Genomic DNA, 22,217 nt, shown 5'->3' on the forward strand with positions numbered 1-22,217 from the left:
AGCTTCTAAAAATGTTGTAACACAATTACTCGATATTGGCCGCATCTTTGTATCAACAAGAAATGTAAGCCTTTATGAATAATCTTCGATTTGCTAGAGTAGGTGCAGTAAGAAGCAAAAGTTCTTGCAACCAAGCTTCAACTATACAAGTAAATACTTCTAGTTCTTCAGATGCTTTTAAAGCACAAGAGGCTACATTAAATAATAACCATATAAACAATATATCATGCAAGTAGTCCATAATCAGTTAAGTTATTTCAATAGTGTATTAGGAGGAAGTATTTCTAGTTTTCAAGGAGATCGTATTCTTCAATATGATAACGATAAAGGAACAGGTAGAATACAGACCGTTTCATTAGGGTCAGGAATTTCTTATACAGAATATGATTTGGATTTGAACGATGATTTTAATTTCGATTTAAAATTAGATCAAAATCGTAGTCTATACTTTATATACTGCTTGGAAGGTAGTTTTAGATTTTCTAAAGGAAAAGAAAATAGTAAAGTAGAAGCTTTGCAAACAGTAGTTGTAGGTGGTTCTAATGAAAATATCAATATAAAATTAAGAGAAGGGACCAAGTCTAACTTGTCTATTATTAAAGTAACACAAGATGGCGAGGCGTTAACCAAAAATGCTAATAATAACGAGTTGTACGAGAAATTGTTTACGCAGTTTTTGAATGAAGATGGTAGTGCTCATATTGGGACCTTTAACCTTAAAATAAAAGAACAGTTATTACAGATTAGATCAATTACCCAGGTAGGTTTGGTTAGAAAACTACTAATTGAAGGTATTGTAAACTTCACTTTAGCATTAGAGATTTTACATTGTAAGCAAGATATTGAGAACAGTGGTCAGGTATCTACTATGTTGACCAAAAAAGAGTTGTTGAGAATTGAAGAAGCGGTCAATGCAATAAAAAGAAAGCCAGAGTTTCCTTATACGGTAACAGATTTGAGCAAAGAATATGGTCTTTCACCAACAAAACTACAAGAAGGATTTAAAGTAATGGAAGGTACTACGGTAACTAACTTTATTAGAAATGAAAGATTAATCCTAGCTGAAGAATTAATACAGACTTCTGATATGAACATCTCAGAGATTGTATATTCAATAGGTTTTACAAGTAGAAGTTACTTTTCTAAAATCTTTAGAAACAAATTTAAATGTACACCAAAGGCATACTTAATGAATATTAGAAACGTATCGCTTTCGGCATAAGATAAAATATGTGAAAATGATAAGGCCGGCTCCATAGAGCTGGCTTTTTTTGTTTTATGCAATTATGTAGAAAGCACACTATAAAAAAAGGTAGTTTGAGAATTAGAGTGTGATAGAAATTAGATAACCAACTAAACTGAATTAGTTAGTAATTTGCATTAATGTGAATAATAGTAAATAGTTGCTTAAATAGAAATGACAAACTCTCTTTCTAGTTTGTTATGCTCAGAGTTATCTACGTATCTAAGGCATTTATGTAAGAGCGTTTTAAGCTGATTATATGAAGATGGTTTCTGTAGATATAAAGACGCACCCATTTCATCTAGGCGGGTAATTTCTTTTGGGTGATATGAAGTGGAATAAATAATCACTGGAGTATCTGCATATTTTTCAAGATCACGAATATCGGCAAGACATTCAAATCCATCCATCATAGGCATCTTTAAATCTAAAAAGATAACATCTGGTTTTTCAATATCGTTGGATAGTAAACCCGCCATTAGGTCTACACCGTTATTAAACTCAGTTATTTTAGTTTGTATTGGGATTTCTCTCAATGCATCAGAAAAAAATGTTCTGTCGTCACTATCATCATCAGCTAGGAAGACATTTAGTACAGTTTTGCTCATGGCAATTTATAATTTAAACTCTAAATATTTTTCTTCAAAAAAACTTGAAGTAAGAATTTCTTTCAAAATTCAAAAGCAAGATAAAAATTGAGGGTGTTCTTCAATGATGCGATTGATTTTAAAAATAGCTCAATACCTAATTTATAACGTAAGCATAAGAGGGCATATTACTATTTTGAGTTAAAATGTATACATGAAATTTGGAGTTACATAGGTGGTTCTGAGATCATGGTTTTAATTTTCTTCCAGAATTGTTTTGAAGTAACATTGGTAGATTCAATAAGGTCTGCCATTAAAATTAGGTTTCTCTTAAATTGTTCATACTCATATTTAGTAGTGTTGTTCTCGTCAATAGGGTAATAGGCCATTCCCCAATTAGGAAAAGTCCTTTCGCTAATTTCATCGTCAGAGAACAAAGTAACATTTTTATGCCTTGGATCTTTTTTGATCTTGTCATAAAGTTCATTGATCTTTTTTTTGTTACCTTCTAAAAGTTGAACAAAGCCTCCTTTGTAATATATAAGGCATCCTGTAATATCGTCCCTTTTATTATTGGCACGAGCTTTTTCAAGAAGCTCCTCCATTTCCGGGGTTTTTAATTTATTCGTGGCAACAGATTCATATGTCAATGTATACATATTGTTGAAATTATCCTTAATGGGCAAAAATAATAAAAATGCTAAAAAATGTAGTACACCATTTAAAAAAGATAGTAAAAGACAGGGTTACGCAAATATTAGGCAACAAAAAAGCCCCTAGAAGGGGCTTTTGAGTGATCGCAGGAGGATTCGAACCTCCGACCGTCTGCTTAGAAGGCAAAAAAAACTGCACTAGCTATCACTATAAAATATTTTAACATATTGAAAATCAATGTTTTAATAAATTTCAATACCATTTGATATTGTTTGCTTTCAAGAAATAGTTTGCACAAAGTGTGCATTTTTTTTTACTACCTTGAAGTAAAATCAAACTGAAAAATGGCACGAGCAAGACTTATTTTAGACACAAGAAAGGCATCTCAAAGCTCAATTACTGGATTATTTCCAATTGCGGTTAGGGTATTTAATATTAAGCCTAGAATTATACGATTATCTCATTATACGTCTATAAAAGGTTGGGATGAGACCAATCTTCTTTTGAGAAAATCTGTAAAAGAAAACATTGGTCTTGACTGCGATGATATAAATATTGAAATCTACGATAAACTCGATGCCGCGAAAAGGGTAATAAACGAAATCGGCGAAAGCATCAACAATATTCATGTTGATACATTGGTTGAAGAAATTAAGGACAGATGGGAAGGGAAGAATAAATCGAACTTAAAAAAGAAGCATGAAAAGTGTATTACCCTATCCGAGTTTGGGCAAGTTTTAATAGACCGTAAAAACAAATCAAATAAGCCCGCAACAGCAAAATGGTATAAAGATTCTATTGATGCTTTTAAGGATGTAAATGGCGGAAAGGATTTGACGTTAAATGAAGTCACAGTTAAATTCCTTAAAACTTTCGAAGCTGAACATAGATCACGAAATAACTCAACAAATACAATTAGTGCCTACATGAGAGGTGTTAGTTCCGTCTATAATGCTGCAATTAGCGAAGATGAATTTAAGACTGAGAAAAATCCATTTAAACATTATAAAATTCCTAGAACAAAAAGGACTAAGAAGAAGGCTCTGCCAAAAGAAAATATAGCCGATTTTAAGAAAATTAGCTATGAGTTTGAAAGCCCAATCTGGCATACTAAAAATTACATGATGGTCATGTTTTTTGGCAGAGGCATGAACCTTATCGATTTGGCCAAACTCCAGGTCAAAGATATTTATTCGGGCTATTTGTTTTATGGAAGAAGTAAAACGGATGATCCTTTGTCCGTGAAGGTAACAAATGAACTTCAGGTAATTTTAGATTATTATTTAATCAATAAAGAACCGCACGACTTTGTGTTTCCTATAGGCAATGATGGTTCTGTTCAAATGTTCAAGAAGTATCGGTCCGATAGAAGATTGGTTAACAAGCACTTAAAAATTATAGCTCAAGATGCCGGGCTTGATTGTAAACTAACTACCTACTACTTAAGACATTCATGGGCTACGATAGCTAAATTTCTAGGCCTTCCTGTTTCTTTGATTAGTGATGCTTTAGGACATCAAAGCGTTGCAACTACTGAGGGGTATTTAAAGAGCTTTGTTGATGACAAACTTGATGAGGCAAATGAATTGGTCATTGCATAAGTATTTTTACTTTCAACTTTTTTAGCTTTTAAAAGACGACGTAATGTTTACCTAAAGAATTTCATTAAACATCTGATTTTACCAGCCTCGTACTTTTCCAAAATGCCAGAACTTACCTGTTTCAACATTGGATTGAATCAACTCTAAAATATCATTTGCGGCTTCTTCCGGTTCTCTATCGGCATTGCTACCGCCCATATCTGTTTTAGTCCATCCAGGATCTATAGAAGAAACAGTAATATTTTTTGAAATCAACCTTTTAGACATGGTTTTAGTATACATATTTAAGGCTGCTTTTGACATTTTATAGTGCGGTTGATACTCATCTAAATTCGGTTCACTAAAAGCACCCCAACCTGAAGAAACATTAACTATATGGCCTTTTGAAACCATCCTAGGAATTATAGCTTCAGCCAATTCAACAGTACCAAAAAGGTTCACGTTAAAAGTCTCCTTTAATTGAATGATACTTATTGCTGAATTATCCCATTTTTCTATAAGAATGCCTGCATTATTAATAAGATAATTAATTTCTTTGTTCTCAATTTTTTCAATGAAACTTGCTATTGATGAGCTTTTCGAAATATCTAATTGGTAACAAGTGAAATTCTTATCAGAAATGGGACAGGACCCTGATCTGGAGGTGCCAAGAACATTAAATTCTTGACTCTTAACCAAAAGGAGAACTATGGCTAAGCCAATTCCTCTGCTACATCCTGTTACAATTATTGTTTTCATTTTGTTTAGGCTTTAATTATGCTTGTTTTCTATTTAATACACTTTGGCTTACCAAAAAAAAATCGAATTCCTCCTATTTAGTGTTAGGAATAAAACACTCTTAGTTTAAAATTTCTTCTAAAGGCATATGGTCAATAAGACTACTGCCGTAATGTGCTATTTTGATTCTTTTATTTCTATCCAACAAAAAATCGGCGGGTATTTGGTTAAACTTGCCTTCTACCCTTCCTCCTAATTTGAATCCTTGTGAAGATGCGGCAAACGTACTTTTAATACCTTTTAGGCTTGCGGTTCGTAATAATTTGCCCCAAGAAGTTGTTACACCGTACATATCATATAATTTAAAATTTGGATCAGAAATTACAGTAAAATCTAATTCGTGCCTTTTATGGATAGATTCTTTTAGGCTTTCTTCATGACTTTGAAAAATAGTGATTACTTCGATGTCTTCTTTCTGAAAGACTTCGGATGCTCTTTTAAGTTCCGCAATTCTTAGGTTACATAGCGCACATTCCGCATATCTAAAAAATGAGATTAAAATTTTATGACTATCCATTTTTGATAAATCTATTTCAGTTCCAAAAATATCCTTTACTCTAAAGTTAGGTGCCTGTTCTTCTTTATTGAGTTTCATTCTTTTTTTTTACAAAGAAGAAAATATAAAAGACACGTTTCCTTGATTTAAATCAAGAAATCATTTTCCTGACCCTGCTAAGAGTTTCGGGAGTCATATTGAGATAAGAGGAAATGTATTTTAACGGAATTGAATTTACTAAATGCCCGCTTCGATTTAGGAAAGCTACATATCGCTCTTTAGGACTCAAGGTCAACATTTCTATTTCCCGATTTAAATGACCTATCAAGGTTTTTTCAATCAGTTTATTGTACCAATTGGCAATGGTAGAATTATTATTTACCAAATGCATTAAACCTTTCTTAGGTATTTTAATTAGTTCAACGTCCGAAATTGCCAGTAGGCTCAAATCAGAAGGAAGACCAGAGGCAAAGGATAAAAAAGATGTTATAATCGAATTTTGATAGCCAAAGCCTAGCACGTTATCTTTTTTCTCGGTTTGCACCATTAAGGCTATACAACCTGAACTTATAAAATAAAGGCAGTTTTCCTTTTGATACTTTTTAAGTACATACTGGTTTTTTGAAACCTTATAACTGGGACTTGATAAAGAGCATAGTTCCAAAACCGCATCTGAATCCTTAATGCTTCTTAAAAGAAAATCTTTTAATATGTTTTTCATATATCTAAAAATTCCGGTATATATTTCTTTTTACCAAAAAGGTTCCTACCCTATAAAACATCAACAATAATATCTCAGTACACATTAATCAGAGTTATCTATCTGGTACTTTTCTGGTCACTTTTTTTACAAATCAACCATTTTAATCACTGAAAATTGATGTTTTTGTTCAAAAAGGCCAAATCAAATATAATTTGGACTAAATAGAAAATCCTGCCCTTTCTTGAATCAATAAGTTTGAAAACTAAAAATAACGCAATATTAACGTTCATTTTTTGTCATATTCAAATTTACACTAATGTTTCAATGACAAATTCTGAACGTTGGATTAAAAACAACTAATCAATAAAAACAAACTATTATGGACATCAACATTTTATTAGGGGAATTTTTTGGAACAATGATTTTAGTGCTACTGGGTAACGGTGTAGTAGCAAATGTGCTTTTGACAGATTCAAAAGCAAACGGTAGTGGATGGATGGTCATTTCATCAGGGTGGGCTTTTGCAGTTTTAGTAGGAGTATTTGTAGCCTTAGCTTTTGGCGCACCTGCACACATAAATCCTGCGGTAACAATAGGTTTTGCAATTTCAAGTGGGGATTTTTCTAATGTATTTCCATTTATAAGTGTGCAATTACTTGGAGCAATGGTAGGAGCAGTCTTAGTGTACTTGCACTTTGGTCCACATTGGAAGGTTACTGAAGATGCAGGTCTTAAACTAGCTTCTTTTTCAACCGGTCCGGCCATAAGAAATACTGGATGGAATATTGTAAGTGAAGCAATAGGCACTTTTGTTTTGGTTCTAGGAGTTGCTGCAATTTTCGCTGGTGATATGTCAGCAGGTTTAGGGCCCTTCATGGTAGGTGGTCTTGTTTGGGGTATTGGGTTATCATTAGGAGGAACTACAGGATATGCGATTAATCCAGCTAGGGATTTTGGACCACGTCTTGTTCATATGCTACTTCCAATTCCAGGAAAGGGTGGTTCAGATTTTGCTTATGGATGGATTCCCGTAGTAGGTCCAATTATTGGAGGTGCAGCAGCCGGTGCGTTCATGATTTTCTTTCCTGTTTTTTAAAACATAAACTTATTTACAAAATAGATTTAATCAGATAAAACTAGAAATATGAAAAATATTAAATACATCTTATTGTTCGGATTGGCGATAAGTATTCAATCATTAATGGCGCAACAAGAAATCCAAGAATCTTTGGAGGTATCAGAAATCACTTCCTTAGATGAAGTTAAGACTTCAACACCAATGGAGAACAATACGGAAAGCGCTACTACTATCCAACAGGATGATGAAGAGACTAAAAAAAGCAAATGGAATGTCGCTTTTGATCTCACATTGAACAGTCGATTTATTTGGCGGGGACTTGTTTTGGGGGATCATCCAAATGCACAGGCAAGCGTGACCTTCTCTAAAGGCGGATTCTTTATTGGAGTATGGTCGTCATATCCCTTTTCAATAGCATCCGACGCACCCAACTATAAAGAGATCATCCCCTATATAGGCTACGGTGGCAAGATTGGTAAAAAATCTAATTTAGCTGTGATGATATTACCTCATTATGATCCAAATGTGGGTGGTTTTCTTGATTTTGATAATGATGGTGCCACCAACAGGTTAGAACTGAGAGCGGTTTATAATATCGGTAAATTAGATTTCTTTGTTGGATGGGATTTTTATAATTCCTTCCCTGGTAGTGATGCTCCACTATATTTAGAAGTTGGCTATTCCATTGACATGCCAAATAGTATTACCGTACGTCCTTTTGTTTCGGCTTCGCCCAATGATAACTATTATACTACAGATGGAGAAGCTAATGTTACTCAAATCGGGTGGTATACTTCAAAATCTTATTCCATAAGCAAGGAAGTGGGACTAGCACTAAAAGCAGATATGGTCTACAACCCGGACAGAGAAGAATTTAATGCTGCCTTTGGAGCTACTGTAAAATTTTAGTTGGTTGATTATTCCCTTTGATAGTATAATTAATGCTGTCAAAGGGATTTTCTTAAATTATATAAAACTTAAAAGAGTAAATTAAAGCATTCAATACACGAAATATGAAAAAATTAATAAATAAAATACCTGACGTTATTACCGAGCAAATGCAGGGAATGTTGGCCGCTCATCCTGAAATTGAAATAAGCTTAGAACCAAAGTATATAAAACGAGCAAGTGCAACCCGCAAAGGCAAGGTTGCCATAATATCAGGTGGTGGTAGCGGTCATGAACCAATGCATGGTGGCTTTGTAGGAACTGGTATGTTAGATGCAGCATGCCCAGGAGAAGTTTTTACATCCCCTACTCCGGACCAAATGTATGAATGTGCAAAAGCAACACAAAACGAAGGTGGGGTATTGTTTTTGGTTAAAAACTATACCGGTGATATTATGAATTTTGAAATGGCAGCCGAGATGCTAAATGCCGAAGGAATACAAACGCAAAACATTATTATTGATGATGATGTAGCAGTAAAAGACAGTTTATATACTGCTGGCAGACGCGGTGTTGGAACAACGGTCATATTAGAAAAAATAGTAGGCGCAGCAGCTGAAGCTGGATATGACTTAAATAAGTGTGCTGATTTGGCTAGAAAAGTAAATTCCAGAGGAAGATCAATGGGTATGGCTTTAACATCATGTATCGTACCTGCAGCCGGAAAACCAAATTTTGATATCGATGAAGATGAAATTGAAATAGGTGTTGGCATACATGGAGAGCCAGGTAGAAAAAGAATTTCCCATACTACTGCCGATGAAATCACACAGATGCTAACTACCGCAATTTTAGAAGACAAAGACTATTCCCGAATTTTAAGAGAGTGGAGCTTTTCAAATAATGGATGGGAAGAAAAGGAACTCACAAGTGATGCTTTCAAATCCGGAGATCAGATGATAGCTTTAGTCAATGGTATGGGGAGCACTCCTATTTCTGAATTATATACTGTTTATCGTAAATTGCACGAGATCTGTAGTGCGAAAAAAATTACGTTAGCAAGAAATCTAGTGGGGTCTTATATCACAGCATTAGACATGCAAGGATGTTCTGTAACATTGGTAAGAGCTGATGATGAGATTCTTAAATTTTGGGATGCCCCAGTATTAACCCCCGGACTTCGTTGGGGAGTGTAGTAATAATTAAAAAATTCAAACCAACTAAAACAAATGGAAACTATAAAGCAGGCTCAGGTTATTAATTGGCTGGAAAAAACAGCTCATGTGATAGGAGAGAATAAAGACTATTTAACAAAACTTGATTCAGATATTGGCGACGCGGATCATGGTTTCAACATGGAACGGGGCTTTAATAAGGTCTTGGAAAAAATCAATGAACTTGCTGCAAGCGAAGACCTTCAGGCGGTTCTTAAAAATACTGGAATGACTTTACTCTCTAGTATAGGAGGAGCTTCCGGACCGCTTTATGGTAGTTTCTTTTTGCAAGCTGCACTTCCACTTGAAGGTAAAACGGAGTTGACTGTTGAAGATTTAGCAAACAGTTTTGGAAAAGGAGTTGACGGAATCAAAGCACGAGGCAGAGCGTCTAAAGGAGAAAAAACCATGATAGATACATTGGAGCCAGCAATTGATGCTTTACTTCTATCGGTTAAGAATAAAGATTCTATTGAAACAGCTCTGAGCAATATGTTGGCTGCTGCTGAAGAAGGTATGAAGTTTACTATAGATATGATTGCAACAAAAGGTAGGGCAAGTTATCTTGGTGACCGTAGTATTGGACATCAAGATCCTGGTGCAACTTCAAGCTTTCTAATCTTAAAGACGTTAAAGGAATCAATTATTCAACCCAATTCTTAATATGGTAGGAATAGTAATTGTATCCCACAGTAAAAAACTTGCAGAAGGAGTTAAAGAGCTTGCGGAGCAAATGTCGCAGGGTAAGGTAAAAATTTTTGCTGCTGGAGGATTAAATGATGAAGTAGGTTCAATAGGTACAGATCCATTCGTAATCAAGGAAGCTATAGAAATGGCCGATTCTGAAGACGGGGTTTTAGTGTTAATGGATATTGGTAGTGCCGTTATGAATGCAGAGATGGCGACCGAGTTGCTGTCAGAAAATCTAAAAGAAAAAGTACTCCTATGTGAAGCCCCATTGGTAGAGGGCGCAATTGCCGCTGCCGCTCAAGCGATGTCCGGTTTTAAGCTAGAAAACGTTGCAATGGAAGCCAGAAATGGTCTTTTGGGAAAAGCCACCTTATTGGGTGCCGCCCCTCCTACTGGTTTAAATGGTCATAGCGAGGTTGAAACTACCGGAAGAGAAATAAAAATAGAAGTCCCCAATAAGTTGGGATTGCATGCGCGACCATCTGTTCGATTAGTTGAATTGGTTAATCGTTTTGATAATGAGGTAAGTGTAGCAGTCAATAATGGAAGTTTTGTATCTGCTACAAGCATTAGTCAAGTTGGAACACTTGGCGCTATGCAAGGTGATACCCTAGTTTTTAAAGTTCGAGGGAACCAGTTTTCAGAACTGGAAAGAACATTGAAAGAGTTCTCCTTAAACAACTTTGGAGATTCCAAAGAACTCAAAACACCCAAGGCGAAGACTAAAAAAGTTGAAATCTCAACAACATCAAATTTGGTTAAAGGCGGTGCTATTCTTGGAATTGGAGTTTCTAAGGGAATAGCTATTGCTCCTGCGAAGGTTCTTAGAAATGATAACATAACCGTAGAAAAGACAGAAATAGTAAATACCATAGAAGAAATAGGCAAACTCAAAGGTGCAATCAGCAAAGTCTTAAATGAAGTGGAGGCCATTCAACATAAGACAATGGTTCTTTTTGGGCAAGAGGATGCAGAGATTTTCAACTTTCATTTACTACTATTAAATGACAAGGATAAAATATCTGAAGTCGAGAATTTAATTGAGAAAGATTATTATTCAGCAGCATATTCATGGTACAAAGTATTCACTGGTTTGGAACAAAAATACCTAAAAATTGATGACATCTATTTACGCGAAAGAGCATCAGATGTCGTAGAAATTCGTAACAAAGTGGTTGACGAACTCTTGGATTCAAAACAAATGGAATTAATTCTAGATGAGCCAAGTATTCTGGTAGTAGACGAGATTGGCCCTGCACAAACCTTGAGTTTAGACACTAGTAAAGTCCTTGGTATTGTATCACAAATCGGAGGAGAAACTTCACATGCTACCATTTTGGCTAGGTCTCTAGGAATTCCAGCTATTACAGGTTTGAATGGCAAAATTGATGCAATAAAAGACAATTTTCTAATTGCGATAGATGGTAGTACAGGAGAGATATGGTCTGAGAAAGATTATCCCGAAATGATTGTACAGCTGCAAGCAAAGAAAGAGGTAGAGGAAAAAATTAAAAAAGAACGCTTTTCAAAGGCAAAATTATCCGCCAACAGTTCAGATGGCGAGACTTTCAAGGTGCTTGCCAACATCAGCAGCCCTAAAGAAGCTAAAATAGCATATGACAATGGTGCGGACGGAATTGGCTTATATAGAACCGAGTTTCTATATATGGATCAAGAGACTCCTCCTACTGAAGATGAGCAATATGCAGTTTATAAGGAGGTTTGTGAAAATATGAAAGGCTTGCCGATAACCATTAGAACTTTAGATGTTGGTGGGGACAAGCCGATTCCGTACTTGGGAATTCCTCATGAGGACAATCCATTTTTAGGACTTCGCGGTATTAGATATTGTTTACAAAATCAAGAAATTTTCAAAACTCAACTTAGGGCTTTATGTAGAATTTCCGCCGACTATGATATTGGTATTATGTATCCAATGGTAGGAATGGTTGAGGAAGTTTTAGAAGCTAATGCAATACTTGAAGAGGTAAGGGAAGATTTAAAAAGAGATGGCATCCCATTTTCAGATGACATGAAGGTTGGTATCATGGTTGAAGTGCCATCAGTTGCCTTTATTTTGCCATTGTTAGCCGAAGAACTAGATTTCATAAGCATTGGAACTAATGACCTTACACAATATCTTCTTGCGATGGATCGCGAAAACTCAGGTATTTCAAAACATTATAGTGCTTTGCATCCTGCCGTATTATTAGCTTTAAGGGTTATCCTAGATGAAGCAAATAGATTAGGAATAGAAGTGAGTCTATGTGGTGAGTTAGCCATGAATCCCCAGGCCACAAATTTATTGAGTGCTTTAGGTTTAAGGAGGTATAGTATGTCTGGACCTGCAATTCCCAGAATGAAGGATACCATCAGAAATATGAATGTTGGCCAAATCAAGTATCTCTGCAAAAAATTAGATACTTGGAGAACTCTTGATTCAGTAAAAAGCGCTCTAAATATTTGACTAAAAAATAAGGGATACCTCATGCAACAGAAGCATTGAGCCATTTTGAATAAAAATAGTGAAAGACAAAAATAAACACTCTCTTTTCAACATTATCTTCTATATAAATCTCTAACTATTAGATATTTATAATTTATTCTGAGATTTAATTAATTTACACTAGGTAGTCTACGGTCTTATTTTATCAGTTGGTTAATATTAATTCCGCAAATAAGTCCTTAAAAAAATACCGTTCTCCCATTTTACAGCCTTAAAAACTCAATAACGATACTATTTGAGCCAAATAGAACATTTTTTAGAGAGATTTATCGATATATTTATCTAGTTAAATTTTTGACAAAATAATGATTGACGAGGAATTACAAAGCTATTTTGAAAAGGCCGATGAGTATCAGGTTTTAGAGACCGACCAACAGTTATTGGTGCAATATTCGGTTACTGATTCCAAAGAGCGGGATAGGTTCTTCATCAGAGAACATATGTTAATGTTTGTACTGGAAGGAAACCAAGGAGTGGTAACGCCAAATTACTTTTACAAATTAGAAGCAGGAGAAGCGATTTTCGTTAAAAAAGGGTCCATCATTATTTGCGAAAAACTATTACACGGGAACAAATTGGAATGTCTTCTGGTTTTCTTGAACGATGATTTTTTAAAAAACTTCATCTATAAGCATAAACAAATGATAGCACCTTCTGAACTATTAGATGTGAAATCGCTAGGGGCATATCAGTTTTTTATGGATAAATGGATGAGCATTTACATTGATTCCGTAATGTCTTATTTTGAGCTTTCTACTTCCTCTCCTGTAAAGGAATTAATATCCCACAAGTTTGAAGAGCTCTTACTAATGCTTATCTCTGGCCAAGAACGAAGTTATTTTATGAGTTTTCTTCGTGAATGCCTCGTAGAAGAGCAATCTTCTTTAGATAATGTGGTGAAGACAAATATGTACACCAGCCTTAACGTAGACCACTTGGCTTATTTGTCGAATTTAAGCCTTTCTCAATTTAAGCGAGAGTTCAGAAAAAAGTATAAAGATTCTCCAGCGCATTGGTTAAGGGAGAAAAGACTTGAATACGCTGCCCATTTACTGATGACTACTAGCAAAAATATTAACGAAATCTGTTACGAATCAGGATTTAACAATACTTCTCACTTTTGCCGTGTCTTTCATGAGAACTATTCTTTATCTCCTTTGAAATTCAGGCAGAAAATTCCTGTTTAATTTTTCAAAAAAAACCACTATGAGAAGATAATAAACAGGATATAAAATAGCATACAGGTTCAGTCTTTGTTCTTATTCAGAACCTGTGAAATCAAGAACATTTTACATTTTTTTAAAGCTGATATTCATCGGCCAGGTACTCTATTTTCTATAATTAACTTAAAAATTTTAACTTATGAAACGATTTTTTAATGATTCAACAACAGTAGTCACCCAAGCCATTGATGGTCTTTTAAGCCTAGATGGTAACGGTAATCTAACACGAGCAGATGGATTTCCCTCACGGAAATTCGTCGTTCGAAGTGATTGGGACAAATCAAAGGTAGCCATAGTCTCAGGTGGAGGAGCAGGACATGAACCTGCCCATATTGGCTTTATTGGTAAAGGAATGTTAACAGCGGCCATCTCCGGTGAAGTCTTTGCTTCACCAAGCGTGGAAGCGGTTTTGGCTTGTATTTTACAGGTGACAGGCGACGCAGGTTGCCTACTAATTGTTAAGAACTATACCGGTGATCGATTAAACTTTGGGCTCGCCGCAGAACGGGCAAAAAAATTGGGTAAAAAAGTAGAAATGGTAGTTGTATCTGACGACATTGCCCTTGCAGATGCAGCTCAACCCAGAGGCGTTGCCGGTACTCTTTTTGTTCATAAAATTGCTGGTTACCTATCTGAAAAAGGTGAAACACTTGAGACTATCAAGGAGAAAGCCGATGAGACCGCTAAAAATAGTATGTCTTTAGGACTCGCAATTTCCACTTGTGCGCTTCCAGGAACGGAAATCGACACAATAACCATTTCTCCTGAACTAGGACTGGGTATACATGGAGAACCTGGTTTAGAGAAAATAGAATTTAAAAATGGTAAGGAAGCCGTGCTTTTGGTTCTTTCGAGGTTGTTCGCCAATACTGATCCAAAAGGGAGCTATGCCATTATTATAAACAACTTGGGATCGGTTACACCTCTTGAAATGTCAATTATTGCAAATGAAGTCTTGCTATCAAGTTATGCCGATCAGATAAAACTAGTTGTCGGTCCTGCGGGATTAATGACTTCTTTGAACATGTATGGCTTCAGCTTTTCCCTTTTGCCATTGACACCTGACGTAGAAATAATGCTAAAGGAACCAGTTGAACCCCGTGAATGGCCAGCTGTTGTAGTTCCGAAAAAGCCAAGCATATTCAAAATTGACCATTTGAGTTTAAGGAGAGAATTCAAGCCAAGTAAGAACCCTAAAACCCAAGATTTCCTTCAAACTATCTGTTCTGCACTACTACATGCGGAAAACCATTTAAATGAGCTTGACAAAAAGGTCGGCGATGGTGATACTGGAACTACGTTTGCAGCTGGGGCAACAGGCATTATGGAATTACTTGAATCTAACAGCCTTCCTTTGAACGAGCCAGGCGACCTTTTCGTAGCAATTGGTGAACTTTTAGCAAGTCATATGGGCGGATCAAGTGGCGTATTGGCATCTATTATGTTTACAAATGCAGGAGCATGTTTATCAAAGGGGAATGACTTACAAACATCGCTCAATTCAGGAGTAAAAATGATGATGAAATATGGAGGGGCAAAATTAGGCTCACGCACTATGCTTGACGCTTTAATACCCGCAATTGATAAGCTAAAATCAAGAGATTTGAGAGCCGCTTCTCTTGCGGCACGCGAAGGCGCGGATTCAACTGCCAAAATGAACAAGGCGGATTCAGGTAGGTCATCTTATCTAAGAGCTGAAAGTCTTCAAGATGTTGTTGACCCAGGAGCTGAGGCCATTGCAATTATTTTTCAATCTATTGAATCAAAAGCAAATTATAAAAGTCTGTAACTAGCCATTAGCAAAAAAGATTGTTTGCATCGAATAACCAATTTGATGCAACAGTCTTTTTTGAATGTTCAAAGTATCGAAGTCAGTATTTTATTTTGAATAAATCTATTAACACAAAAATCAATAATTCTCTAAAATATGATTAAAAATACTAGAACGCTCGGAGAGTTCATAATAAAACATCAACTGGCTTTCCCTTATTCAACTGGGGAACTTTCCAATTTAATAAACGGTATAAGGCTTGCGGCCAAAGTTGTAGGTCACGAGGTTAACAAAGCAGGATTGGTAGACATTTTAGGCTCCTACGGTGAAACTAATATTCAAGGTGAAAATCAACAGAAACTAGATGTTTTTGCAAATGAAAAATTCATTCAAGCTTTGGATAACAGAGAAATTGTATGTGGGATTGCATCGGAGGAAGAGGAAGATTTCATCGCACTGAACAGTAGTGATAAGAAAAATAACAACAAGTATGTCGTTTTGATAGACCCTTTGGATGGGTCGTCAAATATTGATGTTAATGTTTCCGTTGGAACAATATTTTCAATCTATCGAAGAATAAGTCCGATAGGAAGCCCAGTTCAGCTTGAAGATTTTCTCCAACCAGGAAAAAATCAGGTAGCTGCCGGTTATGTGGTATACGGCACATCTACGATGATTGTGTATACTACCGGAGATGGGGTAAACGGTTTCACCTTAAATCCTGCAATTGGCTCTTTCTATTTATCGCATCCTAATATTAAGTTTCCCAAGAAAGGTAACATCTACTCTGTCAATGAGGGTAACTACGTTCACTTCCCTGAAGGGGTAAAAAAATATATCAAGTATTGTCAAAAGGAAGAAGAAGACCGTCCCTATACAGCTAGATATATAGGGTCTATGGTGTCGGATTTTCATAGAAACATGTTGAAGGGAGGTATTTATTTGTATCCTAATAGTGAAATCAGCAGAGATGGTAAGCTTCGATTGTTATACGAATGCAATCCGATGGCATTCTTAGCGGAACAAGCAGGGGGAAAAGCCACTGACGGCAAAATAAGAATTATGGATATAGAACCAAAAGAACTACATCAACGAGTACCATTCTATTGTGGAAGTATAGAAATGTTAGAAAAGTTGGAAGAGTTTATTTCTATTGAGAATAATAATTAAAAATATGATTTGATGAATATTTTAAGTTTTGTTAGTTTGGTTTGAGCATTTGAGGGTAGTCTATATGGCTATCCTCTCTTGCTTTCTGGCTAAATCCTAAATAAAATTTAAAATTCTTAATACAAAACACCTAATCAACATAATCCTAGAATACGAACTTTAAATTAAGGGATATGTTATATTTTAAAATAATAGATGAGTTTCATGAGCATTTAAAAGAGATAAAAATAGGAACTTCAGCATTGTTAGATGAGTCTAATCTAACAATAGCCCTGTGCGCAAAAACTTTGGGCAAACTCAGTAGATATGTAGATGAATATGGCTTTGAAAGCACCAAATCAGAAATAGAATTCTTCAAGACTATAAAAGTGATTCCAATGCAATATTTGATTTATTATATAGAGGTAAGATCTTGCGAATTGCGGATGCCAAAAATAGGAAGAGTGAGTAAGCTGGAATTTTTACAGAAACAAACCGAAAAGATAAATTCTTTCTTTGCAAAACATACTGAGTTTTTAATTTACCTAGATTCAAACTACGAATATTTAGATAAGAATTATTTTACTAGAAAACATCTTGATAAATCCCCGTTAGTCAAGAGTTATCCATATTATAAAGACCCTAAATTTAACACTTCGCATGGCGAAATTTTAGCTAGATTACGTGGTTTGGGAATGTTTACTAACTACTTGAACGAAAAAATAAAAAAGTTTGGGCTCCTAGATACAAAAGATATTAATAATGCAGTGCTAAACTGGACAGGGAGTTATTCAAGTTTTGTAGAGCTAATCTATGGTTGCGAGGCAATGGGTTACTTTAACAACGGCAATATAACAATTACGGAAATTATAGAAGTTCTGGGAGATTTTCTTAGTATTAAAAGGGGTAATCCATCAAGAACCTATAATGAGATTAAAAACCGCAAAAATTCGCGTATTAAATTTTTCAATGAAGCCGGTCAAAAACTTCTAAATAAGATGGATAAAGAGGATGGAGTATAAAAGGACTCATTCTTGTTCCTTAACAAATTGTACGAATTAGTTTCAATGCATTAAAATTTCTAATTCTTTGCTGGTCCTGCTTGGTACAAATTCCACCAGTTCATAATCGGCCAAATCGTTCGTTTTGAAAGGGTCTTTTTCAATAATTTTCAATAACTCTTTTTTATTTGAAATCGTAGCTAGAATAATTCCACCAGTTCTAGGGACTTTTCTTCCTGATACTTCAAAATTTCCAAGTTCGTATTGTTCATTTAAATACTCGACATGCTGATTCAAATATTCATCCACTTTTTCTAGTGAAGTCTTATAGGTTATATTAATTATGTACATATATGGATTGTCTAATTTAAAGGGAAGCTTACAGTTTGACCGTATAAGGTAAGATCAAACCTGCCAAGAAATAGCTTAGATATGGCTTGCTGTTTTCATTTTTTCTTTTTCAATTTGGTCATCTCCCCACTTTCTTAAATGGTTAATGAACGGAATTAACTCTATTCCTGTTCCAGTCAGAGAATATTCAACTTTAGGAGGCACTTCCTTGTATACTTCTCTATGAATTAAATGATCACTCTCTAATTCTCTAAGTGTTTGAGTCAACATTTTTGAGGTAATGTTCTGCACCTTTCGTTTTAATTCCCCGTAACGGAGCGTATTTTGTTCGTTATAAATATACCAAAGAATCCTTCCTTTATATTTCCCGCCAATTCGTCTGAAAGCATAATCCAAAGAACAAATCGGCCCATCTGAAAATTTTTTACTCATAATACTTAAAATTTTAATATGTATCTATTTGATAATCAATATTAGTAACTAAAATCATACTATATTACTTTTTAGTATGTACTTGTCACAAATATACTAGATAGTTATTTTTATACCAAAATAAATTTTTAGACTTATGAAAGCATATCAATTAAAGAAATCTGGAGGAATCGACAACCTACAATTAGAGAATGTCGAAAAGATTTCCCGCTTTTTGAATCTTCTTCGTTATTTGGATATCCGCTTCGCTAGGCGACAGAGTTCCAGCAGGGTGGTTATGAGCCAAAATAATTGTGGTCGAAAGACTTTTGAGGATTACAGCAAAGAGTATTCGGATATCTACCAAAGTACCTGTAAGTCCACCTGAAGACACTTGATAAACACCCTTGACCTTATTGGCATTATTGAGCAATAGTACTTTAAATGTTTCCTGCAGCCCTATAGTGTTTTTGTTCCAATTCTCGTATAACAGCTTTGCAACAGGTTCCGACATTTGAATTGATTCGGATTCTATTGTTCCTAGGCTCTCGCAATAGCTTATCTTAATTTCGTTAACTTCGTTTCTCATTGTTATTCTATTATGGTTAATAATGAAAAGAGGGCGCAACTTTCGAGAGGAACGCCCTCTTTAATTTTAGGGATTAGGCACTTGCGGAATTACCGTTTTTAGCACCTAATAAAAGGACTTCATTGACAACGACTTCGGTGATGTATCGTTTTTCACCTTCCTCGGTTTCATAGGAACGCGAAACCAATTTTCCCTCTACAGCTATTTCCTTTCCCTTACCTGCGTACTTGCCGAGAATTTCAGCCGTCTTTCCCCAAGCAACTATATTATGCCACTCCGTAGTTTGCACCTTTTCGCTTTTCGGGTTTTTGTAGTATTCATTGGTAGCCAAGGAAACACGGATAACTTTTTTTCCGCTTTCCAAATTTGTGATTTCGGGACTGTTCCCCACGTTGCCAATTAAACTGACTTTGTTTCTAAGATTACTCATAATTGAAAAAAATTAAAGATTAATATGAACTGTTCGAACCTTTCGGACAGCTTTTGAAATGATTTACTTATTGTATCTAGAGCGTTTTCCTTTTTTATTTTTTGTGCCGCTTTCGATAAGTTGTTTTTGAACGATTTCATCATTTCCATTTTTAGATTTACTTCCCGTAGAGCCGTCGCTGTTACCTTTTTTTGTTGCTTTATCGGTCTCAATATTTTTAGAATGACGGACTTATAAAAAAGAGCGAGGCACGAGCCTGGCTTTATGCAGTCGGACCTTTTAAAAATGTTGTTGTTTTGCCGTCAAAAAAAGGAAACGGTGGCGGGTCGGGAGGTAGGTCTAAAACGCAAATGTGAAGTTTGGAAACAACAGAAAGTGGCACAAATGGAAATATGGAATTCCGTTTAAGCGAACGGTATCCCCGATTTTGTATTGGGAATGAAGCGCTCCGTTCAAGCGCAGCGGAACGGATAAGCGAAATGAAAAGGAAAAATTGGGGATACTGTTCAAGATTTTATGCAGAGAATCTCTTTGCCCGGAATGCAATGGAGGGGAATGTGCTGAACGGGTTATTCATTCTAATTATCACTACTTACATACATTTTACAAAATGGCAAATAGAAATCTTCTTGATTTATTTAAATGAAAAAAGATTCAACTATTTCTCCTTTTATCTCTAAAGAATCTCGCTAAATCCCTTAGCTCAGCAGCGGTACCGTTCAATTCGTAATACTTTGCATGAGGAGTAGGTTTAACAAAGGATAAATGAAGATTGGTGTCGATATAGTTTTTCTTTTGATGAATCAAGATCGATTGTTTCCCTTCACTTTCATCCATAATTGATTCAGGATATTCATTTACTTCAATTTTTTTTAAATCTTTATATTTTAAGGCTTTCTGAGAGAGTTTTTCAAAAAAGTAATCAGTCGCTTTTTCATTCGAAAATATTGTTTCATTCGCATTTAGAAACATCAATAAGTTGATTTGGTTCACATCCTTAACACTTGCTTCTATTCCAAAGAATTGTCTTCGATTACCAACTTTATAGACCTTTGGGTCATACATCAAAATGATGTTCTTCGGAGATATTGGGAAAAAGATTTGTAATCCCTTACAGCCCATGCCAGTTCTGCCAAACTCAAATTCTCTTCCCTTTAGAAACTGGTTATATTTAAAAGTTGGGTTATCTGAAGTAATGAAGGGAATATCTGTTGAATTTGAAATGATTTTTACTTCCATATCAGCCATCATTGGATAGGATTCTAATAGCATGCCTACATTTTTGACGGGAGCATCATCATATCCTATTTTAAATGAATCAAAGTCATAATTTTCAAAAGTCTTATCGTACTTCATTATGGTTTTAATAAAAGTATCTGTGAGTTGGTTGAGCTCATCGGCCTGAGCTTTGGTTCTAAAGGCCTGTAAAAGCATAAACAAAACCAATAGTTGATATTTTTTGGAGTTTTTCTTAGGTAGTTTTTCGGTTTTGGCAACATCTTTAATGATATGACCGCAAAGGTTCTCAACTTCTCCAAACCACTTTTCCATATTAAGGTTACTTCCATAAAAATACTTTTCTTGAGCTTGGTTTTTAAGACCACCTCGTTGAATTATTTTACCAGTTGCTTTCTGATATATTTTAATATGTAAACCTTTTTGAGCAATACTAAAAAGTCTCAAAAAAAATATGGGTACATAATGCTGTTTTTTGTTTTTAGCCATTCTATTTCAAATCATATAACCTCTAATTACAAAAGTAAAGAAGTAACACTATAGGGACTTAATATCCTTTAGGATGTATTAAAAATTCTGGCTATTCAAACTGCCCAAGTAGCATGGGGGTACTACATAAAAGAAAATTAGCTGAAAAACAGTAGCAACATTGTGCAAAAGCCGTCAATCGGAATCAAAAAATGTTAAAATTAATGATGAAACGTTAAAATTTAGAAATGTGTGCACAAAGTGTGCATTTCAAGAAAAGATAGGTAGAAATATTATCTGTAAATAATTTTAAATATGTTGAAAATTGATGTGTGCACAAAGTGTGCATTGACAACAAAAAAAGGGACAATCCTTTTGGAAGTCCCTTAATTATTGTGATGGCACTAGGATTCGAACCTAGGACCGCCTGCTTAGAAGGCAGGTGCTCTATCCAGCTGAGCTATGCCACCATTGTATTTTCATTATTTCAAATTCGCCTGCTTAGAAGGCAGATGCTCTATCCAGCTGAGCTATGCGACCGACACCATTTTTTCAAATGTGGGTGCAAACTTAGTGATTTTTATAGACTGGTAAAACGAAAATCAAACAAAAATTTCAATATTTTTTTGATATGCTCAAATAAGACTAAGAACGACCTTCATATTGGTCAAAGTTTTCCCATAGCTGATCAAGAACTTTATAGAAAGTTTCAAACTCTTCTTCAGTGATACCCAGTGTACTAACTTTTCTTAAATCGGTAATAAAGGGCATAACTTGTTTAATAAGAGCGGAACCTTCTTCAGTAATTACAAGTTTATATCTTTTCTGATCATCTCTAAATCTAGACTTCCTTAAGAAGCCTTTTTTACATAATCCGCTAATAACTCTAGAGGTTGTGGCTCTATTTCTAAAGTTAGATTTGGCAATATCTGCCTGTGAAGCATCTTTGCCCTCTAAATGTACACGTTGTAAAATTACCCATTGCTCAATGGTAAGATCAATATTATTCTCTGCAAATACCTGTAAAAAGGTACTTTGAACCTTTTTTAGGGTGCGATCAATGTAAACTCCAAATCCTTCCGTCCTGTCCATAATCCAAATGTTATTACTCCAAATGTAAAGGAGTTTATCGTTAAAATTGTTGTTAATGC

Annotated in this window: 24 protein-coding genes and 1 tRNA gene; 12 read left to right on the top strand and 13 right to left on the bottom strand. The window is 35.2% G+C overall.

The genetic code is table 11. The annotated features are described in order from the left end of the window. The first annotated feature begins 74 nt into the window (after positions 1–74). Positions 75–236 carry a hypothetical protein gene (locus PXD56_RS12680; protein ID WP_276493714.1) on the top strand — a complete coding sequence of 54 codons (162 nt, stop codon included), beginning with the start codon at positions 75–77 and terminating at the stop codon, positions 234–236. Then, a complete protein-coding gene (locus PXD56_RS12685; RefSeq protein ID WP_276493715.1) occupies positions 227–1,222 on the top strand; it encodes a helix-turn-helix transcriptional regulator in 996 nt (331 codons plus the stop codon). The genes PXD56_RS12680 and PXD56_RS12685 overlap by 10 nt, the downstream gene beginning before the upstream one ends. A gap of 185 nt (positions 1,223–1,407) precedes the next feature. On the opposite strand, the gene PXD56_RS12690 is transcribed toward PXD56_RS12685, so the two are convergent. Then, positions 1,408–1,851: a response regulator gene (locus tag PXD56_RS12690; protein ID WP_276493716.1), complete on the bottom strand. Its 444-nt coding sequence runs from the start codon at positions 1,849–1,851 to the stop codon at positions 1,408–1,410. A 206-nt stretch (positions 1,852–2,057) separates the two neighbouring features. Beyond that, entirely contained in the window at positions 2,058–2,489 is a 432-nt protein-coding gene (locus PXD56_RS12695; protein ID WP_276493717.1) for a BLUF domain-containing protein, read from the bottom strand. Between the two features lie 339 nt (positions 2,490–2,828). Here PXD56_RS12695 and PXD56_RS12700 point away from each other — a divergent pair, with 339 nt between their 5' ends. After that, positions 2,829–4,085: a tyrosine-type recombinase/integrase gene (locus tag PXD56_RS12700; RefSeq protein ID WP_276493718.1), complete on the top strand. Its 1,257-nt coding sequence runs from the start codon at positions 2,829–2,831 to the stop codon at positions 4,083–4,085. A 78-nt stretch (positions 4,086–4,163) separates the two neighbouring features. Here PXD56_RS12700 and PXD56_RS12705 read toward each other — a convergent pair whose 3' ends face one another. The 3 genes from PXD56_RS12705 to PXD56_RS12715 all read right to left on the bottom strand — a co-directional run bounded on the left by PXD56_RS12705 (position 4,164) and on the right by PXD56_RS12715 (position 6,079). Next, complete coding sequence (locus PXD56_RS12705) at positions 4,164–4,823, bottom strand: SDR family NAD(P)-dependent oxidoreductase (RefSeq protein ID WP_276493719.1); 660 nt, start codon at positions 4,821–4,823, stop codon at positions 4,164–4,166. A 100-nt stretch (positions 4,824–4,923) separates the two neighbouring features. Continuing rightward, complete coding sequence (locus tag PXD56_RS12710) at positions 4,924–5,457, bottom strand: peroxiredoxin-like family protein (RefSeq protein ID WP_276493720.1); 534 nt, start codon at positions 5,455–5,457, stop codon at positions 4,924–4,926. A gap of 52 nt (positions 5,458–5,509) precedes the next feature. Beyond that, positions 5,510–6,079: a Crp/Fnr family transcriptional regulator gene (locus PXD56_RS12715; RefSeq protein WP_276493721.1), complete on the bottom strand. Its 570-nt coding sequence runs from the start codon at positions 6,077–6,079 to the stop codon at positions 5,510–5,512. Between the two features lie 361 nt (positions 6,080–6,440). On the opposite strand from PXD56_RS12715, the gene PXD56_RS12720 reads away from it, so the two are divergent. The 6 genes from PXD56_RS12720 (at position 6,441) to PXD56_RS12745 (ending at position 13,624) form a co-directional block, all read left to right on the top strand. After that, positions 6,441–7,157, top strand: a complete 717-nt coding sequence (locus PXD56_RS12720) for an MIP/aquaporin family protein (protein WP_276493722.1) — start codon at positions 6,441–6,443, stop codon at positions 7,155–7,157. 48 nt (positions 7,158–7,205) lie between these two features. Next, on the top strand, positions 7,206–8,048 hold the full coding sequence (locus PXD56_RS12725; RefSeq protein ID WP_276493723.1) for a TorF family putative porin: 843 nt from the start codon (positions 7,206–7,208) through the stop codon (positions 8,046–8,048). Between the two features lie 104 nt (positions 8,049–8,152). Then, on the top strand, positions 8,153–9,223 hold the full coding sequence (gene dhaK / locus PXD56_RS12730; RefSeq protein ID WP_276493724.1) for a dihydroxyacetone kinase subunit DhaK: 1,071 nt from the start codon (positions 8,153–8,155) through the stop codon (positions 9,221–9,223). A gap of 33 nt (positions 9,224–9,256) precedes the next feature. Then, entirely contained in the window at positions 9,257–9,904 is a 648-nt protein-coding gene (dhaL, locus tag PXD56_RS12735) for a dihydroxyacetone kinase subunit DhaL (protein WP_276493725.1), read from the top strand. Position 9,905: 1 nt separating this feature from the next. Next, positions 9,906–12,398 carry a phosphoenolpyruvate--protein phosphotransferase gene (gene ptsP / locus PXD56_RS12740; RefSeq protein WP_276493726.1) on the top strand — a complete coding sequence of 831 codons (2,493 nt, stop codon included), beginning with the start codon at positions 9,906–9,908 and terminating at the stop codon, positions 12,396–12,398. A 344-nt stretch (positions 12,399–12,742) separates the two neighbouring features. Further along, the gene (locus tag PXD56_RS12745) at positions 12,743–13,624 is read left to right on the top strand and encodes a helix-turn-helix domain-containing protein (RefSeq protein ID WP_276493727.1); all 882 of its coding nucleotides are present in this window, start codon (positions 12,743–12,745) and stop codon (positions 13,622–13,624) included. 168 nt (positions 13,625–13,792) lie between these two features. On the opposite strand, the gene PXD56_RS12750 is transcribed toward PXD56_RS12745, so the two are convergent. After that, the gene (locus tag PXD56_RS12750; RefSeq protein ID WP_276493875.1) at positions 13,793–14,029 is read right to left on the bottom strand and encodes a hypothetical protein; all 237 of its coding nucleotides are present in this window, start codon (positions 14,027–14,029) and stop codon (positions 13,793–13,795) included. Here PXD56_RS12750 and PXD56_RS12755 point away from each other — a divergent pair. The 3 genes from PXD56_RS12755 (at position 13,953) to PXD56_RS12765 (ending at position 17,602) form a co-directional block, all read left to right on the top strand. Continuing rightward, complete coding sequence (locus PXD56_RS12755; RefSeq protein WP_276493874.1) at positions 13,953–15,449, top strand: dihydroxyacetone kinase subunit DhaK; 1,497 nt, start codon at positions 13,953–13,955, stop codon at positions 15,447–15,449. The two genes, PXD56_RS12750 and PXD56_RS12755, sit on opposite strands and share 77 nt — an antisense overlap. A 138-nt stretch (positions 15,450–15,587) precedes the next feature. Beyond that, complete coding sequence (fbp, locus tag PXD56_RS12760; RefSeq protein ID WP_276493728.1) at positions 15,588–16,601, top strand: class 1 fructose-bisphosphatase; 1,014 nt, start codon at positions 15,588–15,590, stop codon at positions 16,599–16,601. Between the two features lie 173 nt (positions 16,602–16,774). Continuing rightward, the gene (locus PXD56_RS12765; protein ID WP_276493729.1) at positions 16,775–17,602 is read left to right on the top strand and encodes an RteC domain-containing protein; all 828 of its coding nucleotides are present in this window, start codon (positions 16,775–16,777) and stop codon (positions 17,600–17,602) included. A 42-nt stretch (positions 17,603–17,644) separates the two neighbouring features. Here PXD56_RS12765 and PXD56_RS12770 read toward each other — a convergent pair whose 3' ends face one another. The 7 genes from PXD56_RS12770 to PXD56_RS12800 all read right to left on the bottom strand — a co-directional run bounded on the left by PXD56_RS12770 (position 17,645) and on the right by PXD56_RS12800 (position 22,158). Further along, positions 17,645–17,932, bottom strand: a complete 288-nt coding sequence (locus PXD56_RS12770) for a YciI family protein (protein ID WP_276493730.1) — start codon at positions 17,930–17,932, stop codon at positions 17,645–17,647. Positions 17,933–18,007: 75 nt separating this feature from the next. Further along, positions 18,008–18,364: a winged helix-turn-helix transcriptional regulator gene (locus PXD56_RS12775; protein ID WP_276493731.1), complete on the bottom strand. Its 357-nt coding sequence runs from the start codon at positions 18,362–18,364 to the stop codon at positions 18,008–18,010. A 184-nt stretch (positions 18,365–18,548) separates the two neighbouring features. Beyond that, a complete protein-coding gene (locus PXD56_RS12780) occupies positions 18,549–18,932 on the bottom strand; it encodes a JAB domain-containing protein (protein ID WP_276493732.1) in 384 nt (127 codons plus the stop codon). Positions 18,933–19,005: 73 nt separating this feature from the next. Then, positions 19,006–19,362 (bottom strand): single-stranded DNA-binding protein, encoded by a 357-nt coding sequence (locus PXD56_RS12785; RefSeq protein WP_276493733.1) that lies wholly within the window; start codon positions 19,360–19,362, stop codon positions 19,006–19,008. A gap of 654 nt (positions 19,363–20,016) precedes the next feature. After that, positions 20,017–21,087 (bottom strand): DUF4238 domain-containing protein, encoded by a 1,071-nt coding sequence (locus tag PXD56_RS12790; protein ID WP_276493734.1) that lies wholly within the window; start codon positions 21,085–21,087, stop codon positions 20,017–20,019. Between the two features lie 375 nt (positions 21,088–21,462). Then, a tRNA-Arg gene (locus PXD56_RS12795) sits at positions 21,463–21,536 on the bottom strand. A gap of 175 nt (positions 21,537–21,711) precedes the next feature. After that, on the bottom strand, positions 21,712–22,158 hold the full coding sequence (locus tag PXD56_RS12800) for a MarR family winged helix-turn-helix transcriptional regulator (RefSeq protein ID WP_276493735.1): 447 nt from the start codon (positions 22,156–22,158) through the stop codon (positions 21,712–21,714). Between the last annotated feature and the right edge of the window lie 59 nt (positions 22,159–22,217).

The organism is Maribacter zhoushanensis (genome assembly GCF_029350975.1).
In the GTDB taxonomy this organism is placed as follows: Bacteria; Bacteroidota; Bacteroidia; order Flavobacteriales; family Flavobacteriaceae; genus Maribacter; species Maribacter zhoushanensis.